14 protein-coding genes are annotated in these 15,944 nt (G+C 71.5%); 3 read left to right on the top strand and 11 right to left on the bottom strand.

From position 1 onward, the window contains the following. Positions 1–19 precede the first annotated feature (19 nt). Entirely contained in the window at positions 20–976 is a 957-nt protein-coding gene (locus HDA40_RS40380) for a ParB/RepB/Spo0J family partition protein (protein ID WP_253763363.1), read from the bottom strand. Between the two features lie 210 nt (positions 977–1,186). Between HDA40_RS40380 and HDA40_RS40375 the strand changes: the two genes are divergently transcribed. Next, a complete protein-coding gene (locus tag HDA40_RS40375; protein WP_253763362.1) occupies positions 1,187–1,699 on the top strand; it encodes an NUDIX hydrolase in 513 nt (170 codons plus the stop codon). 7 nt (positions 1,700–1,706) lie between these two features. Here HDA40_RS40375 and pdxR read toward each other — a convergent pair whose 3' ends face one another. Beyond that, complete coding sequence (pdxR, locus tag HDA40_RS40370) at positions 1,707–3,074, bottom strand: MocR-like pyridoxine biosynthesis transcription factor PdxR (RefSeq protein WP_253763361.1); 1,368 nt, start codon at positions 3,072–3,074, stop codon at positions 1,707–1,709. A gap of 67 nt (positions 3,075–3,141) precedes the next feature. On the opposite strand from pdxR, the gene HDA40_RS40365 reads away from it, so the two are divergent. After that, the gene (locus HDA40_RS40365) at positions 3,142–4,050 is read left to right on the top strand and encodes a DMT family transporter (RefSeq protein WP_253763360.1); all 909 of its coding nucleotides are present in this window, start codon (positions 3,142–3,144) and stop codon (positions 4,048–4,050) included. A gap of 162 nt (positions 4,051–4,212) precedes the next feature. Beyond that, positions 4,213–4,413 (top strand): hypothetical protein, encoded by a 201-nt coding sequence (locus HDA40_RS40360; protein WP_253763359.1) that lies wholly within the window; start codon positions 4,213–4,215, stop codon positions 4,411–4,413. 103 nt (positions 4,414–4,516) lie between these two features. Here HDA40_RS40360 and HDA40_RS40355 read toward each other — a convergent pair whose 3' ends face one another. From HDA40_RS40355 to HDA40_RS40315, 9 genes are all read right to left on the bottom strand, one after another. After that, positions 4,517–5,197, bottom strand: coding sequence for a 2-phosphosulfolactate phosphatase (locus HDA40_RS40355; RefSeq protein WP_253763358.1), 681 nt, complete (start codon positions 5,195–5,197; stop codon positions 4,517–4,519). A gap of 94 nt (positions 5,198–5,291) precedes the next feature. After that, positions 5,292–5,825 carry a hypothetical protein gene (locus HDA40_RS40350; protein WP_253763357.1) on the bottom strand — a complete coding sequence of 178 codons (534 nt, stop codon included), beginning with the start codon at positions 5,823–5,825 and terminating at the stop codon, positions 5,292–5,294. Positions 5,826–5,848: 23 nt separating this feature from the next. Beyond that, positions 5,849–7,765 (bottom strand): TOMM precursor leader peptide-binding protein, encoded by a 1,917-nt coding sequence (locus HDA40_RS40345; RefSeq protein WP_275979915.1) that lies wholly within the window; start codon positions 7,763–7,765, stop codon positions 5,849–5,851. Further along, complete coding sequence (locus HDA40_RS40340) at positions 7,762–8,517, bottom strand: ABC transporter permease (protein WP_253763355.1); 756 nt, start codon at positions 8,515–8,517, stop codon at positions 7,762–7,764. The genes HDA40_RS40345 and HDA40_RS40340 overlap by 4 nt, the downstream gene beginning before the upstream one ends. Beyond that, a complete protein-coding gene (locus HDA40_RS40335) occupies positions 8,514–9,437 on the bottom strand; it encodes an ABC transporter ATP-binding protein (protein ID WP_253763354.1) in 924 nt (307 codons plus the stop codon). The genes HDA40_RS40340 and HDA40_RS40335 overlap by 4 nt, the downstream gene beginning before the upstream one ends. After that, positions 9,434–10,588 (bottom strand): metalloprotease, encoded by a 1,155-nt coding sequence (locus HDA40_RS40330; RefSeq protein WP_253763353.1) that lies wholly within the window; start codon positions 10,586–10,588, stop codon positions 9,434–9,436. The genes HDA40_RS40335 and HDA40_RS40330 overlap by 4 nt, the downstream gene beginning before the upstream one ends. Next, positions 10,585–11,628 (bottom strand): lantibiotic dehydratase C-terminal domain-containing protein, encoded by a 1,044-nt coding sequence (locus HDA40_RS40325; protein WP_253763352.1) that lies wholly within the window; start codon positions 11,626–11,628, stop codon positions 10,585–10,587. The genes HDA40_RS40330 and HDA40_RS40325 overlap by 4 nt, the downstream gene beginning before the upstream one ends. Further along, complete coding sequence (locus HDA40_RS40320) at positions 11,621–14,335, bottom strand: lantibiotic dehydratase (RefSeq protein WP_253763351.1); 2,715 nt, start codon at positions 14,333–14,335, stop codon at positions 11,621–11,623. Before HDA40_RS40320 ends, HDA40_RS40325 begins: the two co-directional genes overlap by 8 nt. Positions 14,336–14,342: 7 nt before the next feature. Further along, positions 14,343–15,938: a nitroreductase family protein gene (locus HDA40_RS40315; RefSeq protein ID WP_253763350.1), complete on the bottom strand. Its 1,596-nt coding sequence runs from the start codon at positions 15,936–15,938 to the stop codon at positions 14,343–14,345. Positions 15,939–15,944: the final 6 nt, after the last annotated feature.

Raw genomic sequence — 15,944 nt, 5'->3', positions numbered from 1 at the left:
TCGGTCGGTTCGGCAGGCGTCAGGCCGCCTCGACCCGGGCCCGGCGTTCGGCCTGCTCGGCGAAGTCGGCCCAGCGGGAGGCGTACTCGCGGGTCAGCCGGGCGACGATCGGCAGGCAGTGCGGCGGCAGCTCCTCGACCACGGTCACGGTCGCGGGCTGGTTGAGCAGCCGGCGCAGCAGCGTACGCCCGACTTCGGTGTAGCGCAGCGACGGATCGTGGGACAGGTTCCGCAGCAGCCGACCGCAGTCGACCTCGTCAGGCGTACGCGGTTTGATCGCGCGTACGTTGTCGGGCACCGGCCGGACGTCGTCGGCGAGGTCGCCACGGTTCATGCGATCGCGGACGTCGCGGACGGTCGCCGGTGAGATGCCGGCCGCACTGGCGACCTCGCGCAGCGACGCCTCGGGGCGGCGGCTGAGGAGTTCCCGGGCAACCTCACGGCCACGGGCCGAGTCGATCGGGCGTACGCGCCCGTCGCTGCCGATCCGGACCGCGGCTTCCGTCCCCGCGGCGGTACGCCGCAGCGCCCCGACGGTCTTGCCGGACAACCCGACTGCTTTGGCGACGCGGCGATCAGACCATTCGGGGTACCTGGCCACGACCCGGGCGGCCGCCGCTCGCCGGTCGGCCAGGCTCAACGGCAGCCCGTGCGAGATGTTGGCGGCGACGGCGCTCAGGTACGCCTGATCGTCGTCCTCATCGGAGAGCACCGCGGCGATCTCGAACTGTCCGGCGAGGACGACGGCCCGCAGCCGATGCATGCCGTCGATGATCCGATAGGTACGCGCCTGCACGACGATCGGCGGCAGCGCATCGATGGATTCGGCGAGCAGGCGGGCGTGGGATTCGTCGACGCCGCCGAATCGGGGGCAGACCGGACCGGCCAGCGCGTCGAGCGGCAAGTAGACGACGGGCCGCGGGATTGCCGCACCCGTGGGTCGCGTGGCGGCCGCCGGCTCAGGATCCAACCCCATGCTGCTCTCCCCGTAAGCCGTGGTGACGCGCGTGCCATGGGGCATCGATCGGGCCCCGTTGTATCGATGACTGGGAAACTACAGCGGCGGTCAATCAGATGCAAGATCTATGCCACATCTTGCAATAACCGTATTCTGCCGTGCAGGACCGTTGCGGTCCGTGCTGATCCGCCCCTCCCGTTCCCCGCCGATCGCCGTTAGACTGCCGCGATGCCGATGTCTCCCTACGTCGCCGGACTGCGCCGTCTCGTCGGCCCTGAGCTGCTCATGCTGCCGGGGGTCAGCGCCGTCGTCGTCAACGACGCCGGGCACATCCTGCTCGGCCGGCGCAGCGACACCGGCCAGTGGTCGCTGATCGCCGGCGCCATCGACCCCGGCGAGCAGCCGGCCGACGCCATCGTCCGCGAGATCGAGGAGGAGACGGGCGTCCATGTCGTCGTCGAGCGCCTCGTGGGCGCCGCAATGCACCCGGTCACGTACCCGAACGGCGACCGATGCCAGTACCTCAACATCTGGTTCCGGTGCCTGGCCGTCAGTGGCGAGGCCCGGGTGAACGACGACGAATCCCTGGAAGTCGGCTGGTTCCCGCCGCACGCCCTGCCCGACATGCCGGCGTGGGAACGCCTGCGCGTCGAGACAGCGCTCAAGGACGAGCCGATGGCCTGGTACGCCCAAGACGGCTCGCACGACACCGAACTGGGCTTCACCCACTCCGACGCCTGAGGAACCGCTAAGCGCGAGCCTCCGCGATGATGGTCGCCAGGGTGGCGATGGCCGCGGTCAGCTCGTCGGGCGTGTGGGCGGCGTATCCGAGGACGAGGCCGGGCGGGCCGTCGTCGAGCCGGCACGCCGACAGCGCGACCGGACCCAGCCCGGCTCGGTTCGCGGCGGCGGCGACGGCTACGTCGTCAGTTCCGGCGGGCAGTTCGAGGACCAGGTGCAGGCCGGCGGCCACGCCGTGGACCCGCAGGCCGGGCAGGTGCGCGGCCAGTGCCGCCATCACAGCGTCGCGGCGCGTACGGTAGGCGCGGCGGGCTCGGCGCAGGTGGCGGTCGTAACCGCCACTGCCCAACAGGGTGGCGAACGCGTGCTGTTCCAGCGCCGGACCACCGAGGTCGACCGCCTGCCGCTGGGTGCGTACCGCTGCTAGATGCGTGGGCGGCGCGGACAGCCAGCCGAGACGCAGCGCCGGAGCCAGCGCCTTGCTGGCCGATCCGATGTAGATGGTGACGTCAGGCGCGACGCCCTGGAGACAGCCGACGGGGTCGCGGTCGTAGCGGAACTCGGCGTCGTAGTCGTCCTCGACGATGACGCCGCCGCACCGGCGCGCCCAGGCGATCAGCGCCGCGCGGCGCGCTGGTGACAGGACGACGCCGGTCGGGAACTGGTGCGCGGGAGTGACCACGACGGCGCGCGCGGTGGTGCGGGCGAGGGCGTCGACGTCGAGGCCCTCCTCGTCGACCCGCACCGGCAGCACGGTCAGCGAATACTCCAGCTGCTCGCGAACGCCCTTGCTGCCCGGATCCTCCAGCGCCACCACCCGGTGGCCCGCGCCGCGCAACGCGCGGACGAGCAGCGAGAACGCTTGCGCCGCGCCCGCCGTCAGCATCAGGTCCGTCGCGGGCAGGCGGGCCGCGCGCACCCGGCGCAGATAGGCCGCGAGCTGCTCGCGCACGGACGCCGGTCCGGCCGGATCGCCATAGTCCAGATCCGCGTCGGGCATGTTCGTGATCACCTGCTCGTACGCACGCCGCCAGGTGCTTCGGGGGAACAGCCCGAGGTCGGGAACACCGGGCCGCAGCGGTCGCAGTCCCAGCGGCGCGAACGGATCCCGCGTGGTGGCACCGTGCGGGTGGGCCGCGGTCGCGACGGTCGTGCCCGACCCGCGCCGCCCGGTCAGCCAGCCCTCCGCGATCAGCTGCTCGTACGCCTCCACGACGACGCCCCGGGACAGACCGAGTTCGGCAGCCAGCTCTCGGCTGGACGGCAGCCGGGTGCCCGGTGCGAGCCGTTCCTGCTCAATGGCCGTACGCAGCGCCTCGGTCAGCCGGCCCGCGACGCCGCGCCCGGTCCGGTCGAACGGCAGCAGCGCCCCCAAGTGGTCCTCCTATTTGCCGCTCGATTGGACCTGATTCCAGTACCACTTGCACTCTACGGTCGAGATCATGAACATTTCCAGCCGCGCGGCGTACGCGTTGTGCATCCTCGGCATGATCATCGTCGGCAGCTCGGTGGCGGTGAGCCGGCTGATCACCGCCTACCCGATGCTGACCGGACAGGCACTGCGGTACGCCGTCGCCGCCGTCCTCCTGTTCGGCGTCGCCCGCTTCTTCCCCGCACCCGTGCGTACGCGGCCCACCCGGCGCGACCTGATCCTGCTGATTGCGCTCGGCGCGGTCGGGCTGGCCGCGTTCAACGCGTGCGTGCTCATCGGGCTGCGGCACGCCGAACCAGCCGTCATCGGCACCGCGATCGGGGCAGCCCCGCTGATCCTGGCGTTGCTCGGACCGCTGATGGCCCGACGGCGACCGGCGGCCCGGCTGGTCATCGCGTCCACTGTGGTGGTCGCCGGGACCGCCCTGGTCGAAGGGTTCGGCCAGACCGACGCCATCGGCTTGGCGGCCGCACTGGGGGCGCTCGCCTGCGAGGCGGGGTTCTCCGTGCTCGCCGCTCCCCTGCTGCCAGGACTCGGCGCGGTACGCGTCTCCGCGTACGCTTGCCTGCTCGCCGTCCCGCTGCTCGCCGTCGGTGCGATCGTCACCGGCGAAGCCGCCGCCGTGCGGCTGCCCACCGTCGCCGAAGCCGCCGGATTGGCGTACCTGGCCGTCGTGGTGACGGTGGTCGCCTTCATCGCCTGGTTCCTGGGCATCCAGCAGCTGGGCGTCGAGCGCGCGGGCGTCCTCGTCGGCGTGCTGCCGCTCGCCACCCTCGCGGTCTCCGCCGTCATGGACGGCCGACTGCCCGGGTCGGCAGCGACGATCGGAGTTTTGGTCGTGATGGCCGGGCTGGCGCTGCCGCACCTCAGCCCGCCGAAGGCCGTGCGACGCCGACCGCGCGCCGTCGCATCGGTTTGACGGCTGCGCCGGCCCTGCCGGTCAGCGCTGGGGATTGGTACCATCACGCCTTGTGACGTCCGGGCAGAGCCCGGCGCGAACGCCACCCGCGACAGGAAGAGACAGGGGCGGCGAACGCCCGCTGTCCGACTCACCCTGAGGTCCTGAGAGGGGGTGAGCCGCATGGAAACCCTCCTGAGTCATGGCGACGAGACGGCTGTCGTCGTCTTGTCCTGCAAGCCCTTTGGGCTACTCGTCGAAACCGCTTCCGGCCTGCGCGGGCTCGTCCGCGGCGGTCGAGCCGTGGTCGGCGCGACGTTGCGCGTACGCGTGATCGAGTTCGACGCAGCCGAGTCCCGATTCAGCGCGACGGTGGTCGACTGACGGTCCGGCCCGGCCGGGCGCTGCTGCTCGGCCGGGCCGATCGCCGACCCGGCCAGCCGGACCGGACCCACCCGGCTGACGCCGCCCCGGCAGGCACTCCTGTTCAGCAGGGCACGGGCGTGAGCACGACGTGGTCTTCGCGGACGTCGCCGACCATGGCGAATGCGGACCGGTCGACATCGCAGCAGTAGCGGAGGTCCTCGGATAGATCAACCCGCTCGGCCACGGGGCGTCTGGCGTACGAGCGGGCGTGCTCGGCGGCACCGTCCAGGATGCCCGCGACCAAATCGGCCCGGTCCGGCTCCGCCCCGTCCAGGAGCCCGGCCAGGTACCGCGCACAGGCCCAGTCCTCGGCAGTCCTCCCCGTGCAGAGGATGACCCGTGGCGCATCCGCGTGATTGCTCGCGATCCATCGAGCTGCGGCGCCGACGTTGCGCGCCGACACCGCGAGCAACGCCACCGGATCCGGGCACCGGGCAAGCCCCAGCGTGCCGTTCGAAGTCGCCTGGATCAGCGCGCGACCGTCCAGCTGTGCCGTCGCCAACTCCATCGGAGAGTTCCCGAGGTCGAAGTCCGGGGGTTTGATCCCGTTGGCCTCGCCGACCAGCAGCCGATCCGGGTACCGCTGGCACAGAGTCCGGCCGACCTCGACAGACCGGGCACAGGCGATCTCAGTGACGCCTCGTTCAAAGGCGACCGCGGCCGTCGTGAAGGCGCGAATGACATCGATGACGATGACGACCCCGCCAACTGGCATCTCGGCGTCCATGCCCATGATCACCATGAGGGACGAGTCTTCACCGCGGAACTCCGACGAGCAAGGCGATTCCCGTGCCCGGCGCAAGAGCGCCCTACCTACCGCGCGGCAGGTCGACGGGTCACCAGAGCAGTGCGGTGGTCAGCGCCACCGTGGACCCGAGTAGCAGCGCCAATCCCATGCCCGCACCGTTGAGGGCGCTGACCGGCAGCGTACGCCGACGGGCCACCGGGACCGCGGCCAGCGCCACGGCGGTGGTCGCCGCGCCGACGGCGTAGATCAGGGGATAACCGATGATCGCGGCGAGCGGGAAGAAGTGCACGCCGACCACGAAGGCGATCCAGACGGGGATCAGTTCACGGCGACGCCGGATGGCGAGCACTGCCGCGCCTATGCCGCAGGCCGCGAACTCGACACCGACGACGACGCCGGTCCGCTTGCCCGTGGCTGCGTCGAAGACCGTGCCGTCGTGCCAGTGCCGCACGGCCAGGACGATGCCGACGGCAAGCAACGCGTAGCCGAGGCCCACCCCGGCGAAGAGCCACGGTCGCCAGGATCGCGGCGGGTGCTCCAAGGCCCAGCCGAACCAGACCGCGGTCGCTAATGCGAAGATCGCCCCGGTCATGACGACGTCACGAAGGTGGTCTGCGGTCACCGCAGCAGCATACCGGCATCTGTCTATGGAAACGGATGGGGCACCAGCCGGGGTCCGGTCCCGCCCAAAGCCTCGATGTACGCGCCCAGCCGGGGCATGGTGAGGGCGCGCTGGCGTCGCCAGCCGAAGTCGATCGGCAGCAGGCCCGGCACGATGGTGCACACCGTGCGCAGGCCCATGGCCAGTTGCTCGGGGGTGGTCTGGTCGACGACGATCACCTCGAGTCCTCGGGCGAACAGCTCGTCGAGCACGCGCTGCAGGTCCTGGCTCAGATCGGGGGCGGCCGCCGCGGGCGGTCCGTAGCACTCGGCCATCGGCAGCGCCGGGCGTTCGGCCACATAGTCCTCGGCGTGCTCGCGCATACGCGGCAACCCGAACAGGTCGGCGTGGTCGTGCACGGTCTGGACCAGCGAATAGTCCTCGGCCATGGCTTCCAGTTCGGCGCGCCTGCGCCGGGTGGTGACCGCCTTCACCGGAATGTAGGTCAGCGTTTCGCACAGGGCAGCGGCGACCGCCCGTTCCGGGGAAAGGTGCGCCCCTGCCGCGAACGCCAGCAGACCGGGGCCGCCGTCGCGGCGTACCGCCAGCGTCGTCACCACCGGCACGGTGAGGTCCGTCCGGCTGTCGAAGGCCAACACGTCGTAGCCGGACAGCCTGCCACGGTCGACCATGGTGCGGATCGGCGTGCTGGCGCACGAGTCGAGATCGATACGCGGCGGGCGGCTCCCGGCGTACCAGCCGAGCACGAACGCGTCCCGTTCGATGAGCTCCAGCAGCCCGTAGAGGACGGCCTCCTCCAGACAGCCGCCGGTGGCGCAGCCGCTGGAGGACGACAGCACGAAGTTGTCCCCGGGCGCGCCGGAGCTGTAGTAGCAGAACCGCCGGGGCACCAGGATCGGCGCGCCGGTACGCACGACGTGGCCCCAGACCCACGGAATCGGCCGGCTCGGATCGAAGCGCTGCACGAGCGGATCGGTGTCGTAGGTCTGTGCGGTGTAGACCCCGCAGGAGACCGGATCCAGTGCCTGGTCGACGACGTCGGCGTACGCTGCGACCAGCGGCGGGCCGAAGCGTCGCCGGTGTGTCCCGGCGTAGCGCTCCAGCCCTTCCAGGTACGCCAGGCGCAGGCTGTCCGCGTAGGAGTTGGCGTGCCCGCTCCAGGCGACGTCGAGCAACCCGGCGTAGCCGCGGACGAAGACACCACCGGTCACCGCGGCGGTGGTCGGCATGGTCGGGTCCATCAAGGCCCCGGCTCCGATGGCCCCGCACACCGGGTTGACCAGCGCACCGGTGGGCAGGCGGTAGTCGCGTACCTCGTGCAACCGGTAGCGGGTGGGGTCCGGCTTGGGGCGAGGCCGCACCGGTTCGAACGCGGGCGGGCCGTCGGCCGGCGCGGTCCCGCAGCCGGGGCACAGGGGCTCGGCCAGCAGCGGCGCGGTGACAGTGCGCAGGCTGTCCAAATCCAGCGCGGTCACCCGGCTCAGCCCGTCGCTGTCAGGATCGAGGTACGCGCCGACGGTCGGCGCTCCCCCAGCGAGCATGGTGAACAGCTGCCACACCGAATCCACGTGGTACGGCATCAGGTCAGGCCAGTCGCCGACCGATGTTCCGCCGGTGCCGATCTCCAGCGCATCGCGTTCGGTCCGTCCGCGCAGCCGCTGCCAGCGGATGCCGAAGCAATGCCCGCACGCCGGAGTCTGGCCGCCGTCGCCCCACGGCCCGAGGTACACCGCGCCGGCGGACAGATGCACGTTGGCGTGGCGGCGGGCCGGGTCGGCTCCGTGTCTGAGGTCGCCGGCTCCCAGCGCCACCACCGCCGGGGCGGCCATGTCCGTCGGCGGGCGGGCCGACCAGCGCTCGTCGAGTGCGAGCTGGAGCCGGGCCACGGCCGCACCCAGGGGTGCGCCGGGCCCGGCCACGGTCGCCTTCGCGCCGCTCATACGTTGTTGCTCCACCGGAACATCCGCAGTCCGATGCCGGTGAACACGATCGTGAACCCGGCCAGGACCAGGCAGGCGATGCCGTAGTCCCGCGCCTCGCCGGCCCCGGCCAGCGCGTAGACCAGGCCGTCGAGCAGATGGCGCATGGGCATCGCGTTCGACACGGTGCGCAGCCATTCGGGCATCAGCTCGACGGGGATGAACGAGCCGGACAGGAACGCCATGGGGATGACGACGCAGTTGCCGATGGCGCTGACCGCCTCCGGGGTGTTCGAGACCGCCCCGATGATCAGGCCGAGCCCCAGGAAGGTGGTGACCCCCAGCAGCATCATCGGCAACGCGAGCGGCCAGCGACCCGAGACGTGCATGCCGAACAGCGGGATGGTCGCCACACCGATGAACAGCAGACACTGAGCCAGGCCGATGATGGCGGCGATGACCAGTCGCGACAGCACCACCTCGGACAGCCGGGCCGGGGTGAGCCGGATCAGGCGCAGCAGGTCGTCGCGGCGCCACTGCATCAACGTGAACGAGACCCCGAACGACGCCGCGTTGGCCAGGCCCCACGACAGCAGACCGGGGGCGATGAAGTCGATATAACCGTTGCCGGTCTCCACGACCTTCTGGCCACGGAAGATGAGGCCGAAGATGACGAGGAACACCAGGGGGAACGCGAAGGTGAAGAAGATCGTCACCGCGTCGCGGGTGTTCGCCTTGATCGAGGCCCGGGTCAGGGCGGCGAAGACGGTCATGATTGCGCTCCGATCAGGTCCAGGTAGACGTCCTCGAGCGTGGCCGCCCGGGTCTGCACACCGTCCAGTTCGGTGCTGGCGCCCAGCGCCGCCAGCACCCGGGTCAGCTGCTGGGTGTGCAGGGTCACGGTGCCGTCGGCGACGGTGACCGCGTCCACCCCGTCGAGCCGACCGGCCAGCTCCGGTGCGATCCGCCCAGCCGGCACCAGTACCTGGCTGCCCAGCTCGGCCCGATTGATCAGGTCACGCGGCGAGTCCAGCGCCACGACCCTCCCCTGGTGCAGGATGGCCACCCGGTCGCACAGCGCCTCGGCCTCCTCCAGATGGTGGGTCGTGTAGACGATGGTCTTGCCCTCGCCCTTCAGCTCGCGCAGCATCGACCACAGGTCGCGGCGCGCCTGCGGATCCAGCGCGCCGGTCGGCTCGTCCAGGAAGATCACTTCAGGCTGGTGCACCAGCGCCGAGGCGACGGCCAGCCGCTGGCGTTGGCCACCGGACACCCTGGCCACCCGTGCGTCGGCCGAATCCGTCAGGCCCACCTGTGCCAACGCCCGCTCGGCGTCGGCGCGGCCGCGGCCGTAGAACGCGGCGACCGTCTCGACATGTTCGCGGGCGGTCAGATGCGGAAAGAACGCCGACTGCTGCGTCTGCACGCCGATGAGCGGCAGCAGCGCCAGGTTGCGCGGGTGTGGGCGGTGACCCAGTACGGTCACGGTGCCGGTATCCGGCACCCGAAGCCCTTCGACGATCTCGATGAGGGTGGTCTTTCCCGCGCCGTTGGGCCCGAGCAGGCCGATGAACTCCCCGCGTGGGACGGTGAGCGACACGTCGTCGACGGCACGCACCTTCCCGTACGCCTTGCCGAGCCCGACGACCTCGATCGCTGGTTCTGCGGTTGCTGGCATCTCCTCGCCTCTCACATAACTGGTTGTTGGGTCGATCCGGCTCGCACCGGGCGCGGCGGCCGGGCGGTGAGCCACAGGGTGAGCGTGAGCACGACGACCGCCGCCGACCCGGCGTACCCGGCCGGGCCGAGGAACGGCGCCAGCAGGCTCCCGGCGGCGTACACGACGAGGGTGGCGGCTGCTGCCGTCGCCGTATGCCAGGCCAGGCCGTACAGCCCGAGCGCGATCCGGGCGGATCGGGGGTAGGGCAGGCCCCGCCCGGTAAGCCACTTACGCGGACGCGACCACAGGTAGCGGCGGCTCTCCGGGCCGAGCGACACCAGGCCGAGCAGGTGGCTGAGCATCTTGTAGCCGTCCAGCGGAGCCACCGGCACGAAGTTGACCAGGCTTTGCACCGCGCCGCAGAGCACCGCCGCGGCAGCGAAAGAGCGTCCGGCCGAACCCGGCGGCAGCAGCGGCCACGCCACTGCGAACGGCACCACCAGAACGCTGTTGAGCACACCCCCGGCCGCAGCCACGACGACCTGCTGTACGCGCGAAGGCAGGAACGGATAGTCCTCGACCTTGCAGCTCAACGCCACCAGGTTGATCCGCACCGCGGCGCAGCCGAACCGGGTTGCCGCGACGGCATGCGCCAACTCGTGCAGCATCGCGCTGAGGTAGGTCAACGCGCCCATCATCAGCATCGACCGCCAGTCGCCGAACGCTCCGGTCGCATCGCGCCACAGTCGCGGGACCGCGGGTGCCAGGCAGGCGTACATCGCCAGCAGCCCGGCGGCCAGGACCACGCCGGTTGGACCGGTGAAGATCCACCTGCTCACCTCGGCCAGCCGCCGCAGGGCGGGCCGCTGCCTGATCGGCGCCACTGGTGGGCCGCCGGTGTCCAGCAGCTCTCGCTGGCCCAGCGCCCACAACAGCTGCGACCATTGGGCCGGGCCGAGCCGCCGGGCGAACCGCGCCGCGTACTGGTCGCCGATCTCCGCCATGCTCAGCAGCCCGTTCAGCCGGCTGATCACGAACCGCTCCTTGGGCGACACCTCGAACGTCGCGCCGCCGGGCGCCTTCAGCAGGTGGATCCGGTCCGGTCCGCGGCCCAGCTCCCGCGAGATCAGCAAGTCCGGTCGTACGCGCGGCTGCTGGGTCTTGGGCAGCTCCGTCGCGGTCACCGTGCCGCCGCCGTCTCCCGCAGCGACCTGCCGACCAGGTACGCCAGGTACGCCTCATCGCGCAGCGTCACGTACAGCCGGTTGTTGGTCATGTGCACGTACGGCGACAACAGCCGGACCTTCGCCGCGTGCGGGTCGGTGACGGTGACCGGTGCCGCGCCCTCGGGGAAGGCGAACGTCAGCTCGCCTGCCACCGCCAGCTCCGCCACCCGGTCGCGCAGCTGAGCGACATGCACCGCCCAGCCGCGCAGGAACTCCGGCAGGCGGTGCAGCTGACCACATTCCAATGCGGCAAGGGTGGGTTCGAAGCGACGCCCCAACTCGGCGGACATCCGGTCGTACATGCGCTCGTAGTCGATGTCGTCGACGAAACCGGTGCCGCCGAACGCCTGATGCCAGAAGTCGTGGTAGGAGTCGAAGAACGCGACCAGGTCTTCCCGGCCAGGCAGGAACGTGGCCGCGGTGACGACCATCAGCTGGGCCGCGGAGCCCAGCGTCACCGGCCGCAGATGCAGGTTCATCGTGGCGACCATGTCGATGACCACGTCGCTGGAGTACTGGAAGTGCCACTCGGCCAGCTCCACACCGCTCGCGCCGCCGTACTTGCCGTACTCGGGCTCATAGGGGCGGTAGGCGAACGAGTTGTTGGGCTGCATGGCGGGCCGCCCGTCCGCGCCCAGCAGCGTCTCCGGCCCGCCCTGCGGATACTCCAGCTTGAAGAGCATGTCGTGCAGCTCCCCGCGGAAGCCACCGTCCATTTCGTACAAGGCCGGCCGGGCGGTCAGGAATCGCTGCACGGCCGCGTCGGCGGCAGCGCGTACTGCGGGCTCGGCCGCGGCTGAGCTGGGTTTGAGCCGCAAGCGCACATGCGGCCCCTCCATCCAGTAGTTCAGAAAGAAGTAGCGATCCAGCAGGCCCTGCGCCGTCAGCTCGTCGACCAGCGGCCGGATGCAGTCGACCACCATGGGGCGGGCGTTGGCGCCGTAGAAGATGTGGATGCCGAGCCACGACCCGGCATCGGCGGAGGGTTGTTCAGTCACGGTCGGCTCCGGAGGTGGGGGCGATGGGGAAGGTCTCGATGACGTACTCGGTGACGTGCCCGCCGATGCCGTGGAGGTCGTCGCGGCCCGGCAGCATCTCGCGGAACACGACACGGCCGGCACCGCCGGCGATCAGCGCTTCCAGGGCGACCAGCGACAGATAGGCCGAGCAGTCGACGTACTGCGGCTTGGGGCGCTGCCCGGCTCGGCCCCCGGCCGGATGGACGGTCGCGAACAACTCGGCCGGCAGGCCGTGTGCGCGCCGCCACCGCTGCCAGCCCAGGAACCAGTCGGCGTCGGTGTCGCCGTCACGGCGTACCGGCAGTGCGGACGCGTCCACCGACCAGCTGCGGCGGCTGAGCACCACCTGTCCGGCGCGGACTCGCGGACGCCGGGTGACGCCGTCGGCATCCGGGGTCGCGGGCACCCCGCGCCAGATGTCCAGCGGGGCCAGCGACGTCGGCGACAGCAGCAGAAGTGTGCGGTGCAGCTGCGGCAACGCCATCGGGACGAGATAGCCCAGGTACACCGGGATCACCTCCCGGTCGAGCCGACGCGAGCGCAGCACGACCCGGTCGGCGCCGATGTCGTGGCACAGGTAGAGGTCGTCGAGGGGCAGGCGGGCCGCCGGCGGGACGACGCTGCTGTCTCCCGGACAGACGACGACGTAGTCGGTCAACTGCGCGTGCAGGTTCAGGTTGGTGGTCGCCGGGCCACCGGTCACCTCGGCGAACACCGCGCCGGGCGGGGCCGCTTCCGTGGCGGCCGTACGCAGGCGCGGCGACAGCGGCGGTGTGGCGTCGTCGAAGCAGTGGGTGAACCGGCTGAACGGGAACGACAGCCCGCCCAGCGACTGGTTCAGCACCACCAGCGGGCCGGCGGGGCCCTGAGCCGGCTGGACGAGATGGGACTGCGGCCGGAATCCGCCGAACAGGTCCCGCAGGCCGCCGCCGATCGTGTGCAGCCGGGCCGGGTCCAGCCGGATCTCCGCCGCCCCGGCGTCGGCCTGCACAGCCCCCCGCACGTACGCCACCAGGTCCTTCCGGGCCTGGTCCAGCCGGTCCAGCTCCGGCCGGCCGAGCCAGTTCTCCTCCGGCCGGTACGTCCCGTCCTCGGTGAACGGCCGCAGCTCCGCGGTGCTCGACACGTACTGGTCGTACAAGTCCTCGTGGAAGTCCTCGACCAGCCGCAGCAGATCGTCGCAGCGGCCACCGGCGCCGTAGCGGGCCAGGAAGAACCCGTGGAAGGTGATCCGGTGCGGCAGCGTCAGGTCGAACGTGGGCAGCACGGCCTCGACGGCGGCGAGGTCCGTCGCGGCCAGCCGCTGCCAGGAGCCGGCCGGCATCGCCGCCTCGCCGGGAACCCGGCAGTCCTCGTAGACGAGGGACTGCGGCAACGACGCGTCCTGCGTACCCAGCTCGGCCTGGACTTCGCGCAGTGCCTCCCGCAGGCGGCGCAGGGTCAGGCGACGCCCGGCCAGATCCTCGTCTCGGAACGCGGTCAGCAACGCGATCGGCTCGGCGAGCCGATGGGCCAGGTCGACGGCCCACGGTTCGCGGAGCTCGGCGAGGAAGTCGCGGAGCTGGGTGAGCGGGTCTGGCGCGTGCACGTCGATGGTGAGCCCGGCGAGCTGCAGAATGCCCAGGCGCAACAGGATCGAGAGGTATTCCTCGCAGCGCTGCGGCCCGGCCGCGGTCCGTTCCTGCAGCCAGGCGGACAGTTCGGCGCAGCGCACCGCGCGGCCGTCGGTCAACAACGCGGTCAGCGCGTCGAGCAGGCCGCTCCGGCGGAGGTAGAACAGGCCGTCCTGAATGGAGTCGAAGCTGACCGCGGCGCTGTCGTCGCCGGTGGTGACCCAATGCCGGACGTAGCGCACGCGGCCGGGATCCTGCCGGAGGCCGGGGCTCAGCACCACCGGCAAGTCGCCCCGGCGGCCCGGATCGGCGCAGACCGCGTCCACGATCCTGGCCAGCGCCACGACGTTGAGCCGGGCGTACGACCGCGGCGACGTCGCGATCGAAGGCTCAGGCCCAGTCGCCGTGTCGTCGAAGACGCCCGCCCCGACCGCGGTGAACGAGCTGAACGGGCTGGTCTTGCAGGCGGCCCGGTAGAGGTAGGACACGATCGAGCGTTCGACCCGGCGCAGCTTCTTGGCCGGCGGCGGCGCACCGTCGCGGCCGGCCAACGCCACCAACTGCTCGTCCAGCGCGGGCGAGGCGATCTGGATGCCCGCCCGTAACCGCGGGTCGCCGGACAGCCGCCACAGTCCGTCGCGCGCGGCAGCCACCTCGTCCGCCAGCACGGTGTCCAGCTCACGCAGTTGGACGTCGGCTTGCTCGCGCCGGGCCAGCCACTCACGCACGGGGCCGATCGCGTCGGGATGGGCGGCGACAGCGGCCAACGCGGCCTGCGGGTCCGTGGGCATGGTCCCGTGGAACACCTGCCGGCGCAGTGCCAGTAGCCGCCGCCGGGACAGGTTGTCGTCGTCAGCGCCGATGATCTGGTGCAACAGGTCCCCGAGCGGCCCGGCCAGGTCGGACAGCTCGGCCTCCAGATCGAGCAGTGCCTGCGCGTGCCCAGCCGCACGCGGGCAGGCCAGGACCGACACGGTGCCGTAGGGCAGGCCGCCGACGCGGACCGCGAAATACCGGCCGAGCTGGCGGGCCGGCGGCACGGCCAGCGCGGTGGTGTCGTGCAGGATCGTCATCGCCGCCTCACCGCAGCTCGTACCGGTAGTCGCTGCCCTGCGCCCGCTCGTGCCCGGCGAGCATGATGAGCAGGGGCATCTCGTCCGTGCCGGTCAAGCCGAGTTGCTCCAGGTAGGACACGCCGTCGAAGCCGAGCGCGACGCCGCAGCCGAGATTCAGCGACGCCGCTGCGGTGTAGCAGGTCTGCGCGATCGCGCCGATCGTGGCGTTGACGACGTTGTAGCCCCGTGCGCCGACCTCGTCGAGGACCGCGCCGGCGCGGATCGTGGGCACCAGCACGACCGCCGCCTGCTCCAGGTTGTAGTTCGGCAGGAAGTAGTTGCGCTGCAGGAACGCGCCTTGCGGCCCCAGTTGCACCGGCCGCAGCCCGTGGCCCGCCGGGTCGTACTCGTAGCTGCCCGCCGGCAGGCCCTGCACGTGGTTGGCGAACAGGTAGAACTTGGCGAGCCGCCCGTCACCCTTGGCCGCCGACTCGGTCGGCGGCTGCCCGGCCGACGCGGCGGTGAGCAGGGCGGCGAGATCCGCTTGCGTCATCGGCACGGTGGCGTCGAACCGGCCGAAGCTGCTGCGGCGCCGACGTAGCGCGGCACGGATCGGGGTGTTCAGCGGGCTCGGCGGAGGCAGCGGAACGCGGTCGCCATCGGGTGCTGCGCTGGCCGCCGCGGCGGCCAGCGCCCCTGCAACGGGCCGGTCCGGAGCGGCCAGCGCGGTCTCGCGGTGCAGACGCTCGGTCGCCTCGAAGCTGTGCACCACCCGAGATTTCTCCTGGTCACGCCGGTGCACCGCGACCGTGCCGGGCACCGCCGCAGCAGGCCGGATCGTGCCGCCACGGGTGGGCGCCCAGGTCAGCGGCACCACGGCGAACAGTCCTTCCTCGTCGGCCGGCAGGCCGAGCAGGCGGCCGAGGGCGGCCTGGTCGAACCAGAACCGTGGTTCGATGCGCCGGCCGTCGCTGGCGGCCCACATCCGCCAGGTCTGCAGTAGCGTCCCGACGTCCATCGACACCGCGTGGTACGCGAAGCTGTTGTATTTGAACGCGTTCGCCCAGTACTTGACCCCCACGACGAGGAACTGGGTGGCGTCGGTCGAGTCGCCCAGGGCTGCCCGCACCGCCGGGGTGACGTCGCCGGCGAGCAGCCGCTGCATGGCGTGCGGCCGGCAGCCATAGTGGTAGATGCCGGGACAGGGGCCGGCGCCCGGACCGGCGACCCAATAGATGCTGCACGGGTAGAGCCCGCCGCCGGACGCGGTGCCCCGGTGCCAGTTGGCGCGTGCGTACCACGGGTAGCCGTGCACGTCGGTGTTGGCCTGGATCGCCAGGCGGCGACCGAGCAGACCGTACGAGTCGCGCAACATCGCGCCCAGCACCGGCAGGGTGAACCGGCCGTCCGCCGGATCCGGATCGAGGCCGGCGTCGACGGTGGCGGAGGCGGGCGGAGGCGCATCGGGTAGCGGAATGGCCAGGGCGCCCGGGTAGTGCTTGGTCGGCCTCGGCTTGTCGGGCCAGTTCGGCTCGAACCCGACCGGCTCCATGGGTACGCGGTTTCGTTGCAGGACCATGGTCGCGTACTGGTATGCGTAACCGTCGTGGCTGGTGGTCATCGCCTC

Source organism: Hamadaea flava (assembly GCF_024172085.1).
In the GTDB taxonomy this organism is placed as follows: domain Bacteria; phylum Actinomycetota; class Actinomycetes; order Mycobacteriales; family Micromonosporaceae; genus Hamadaea; species Hamadaea flava.
This window is presented reverse-complemented; position numbering and strand designations above follow the sequence as displayed.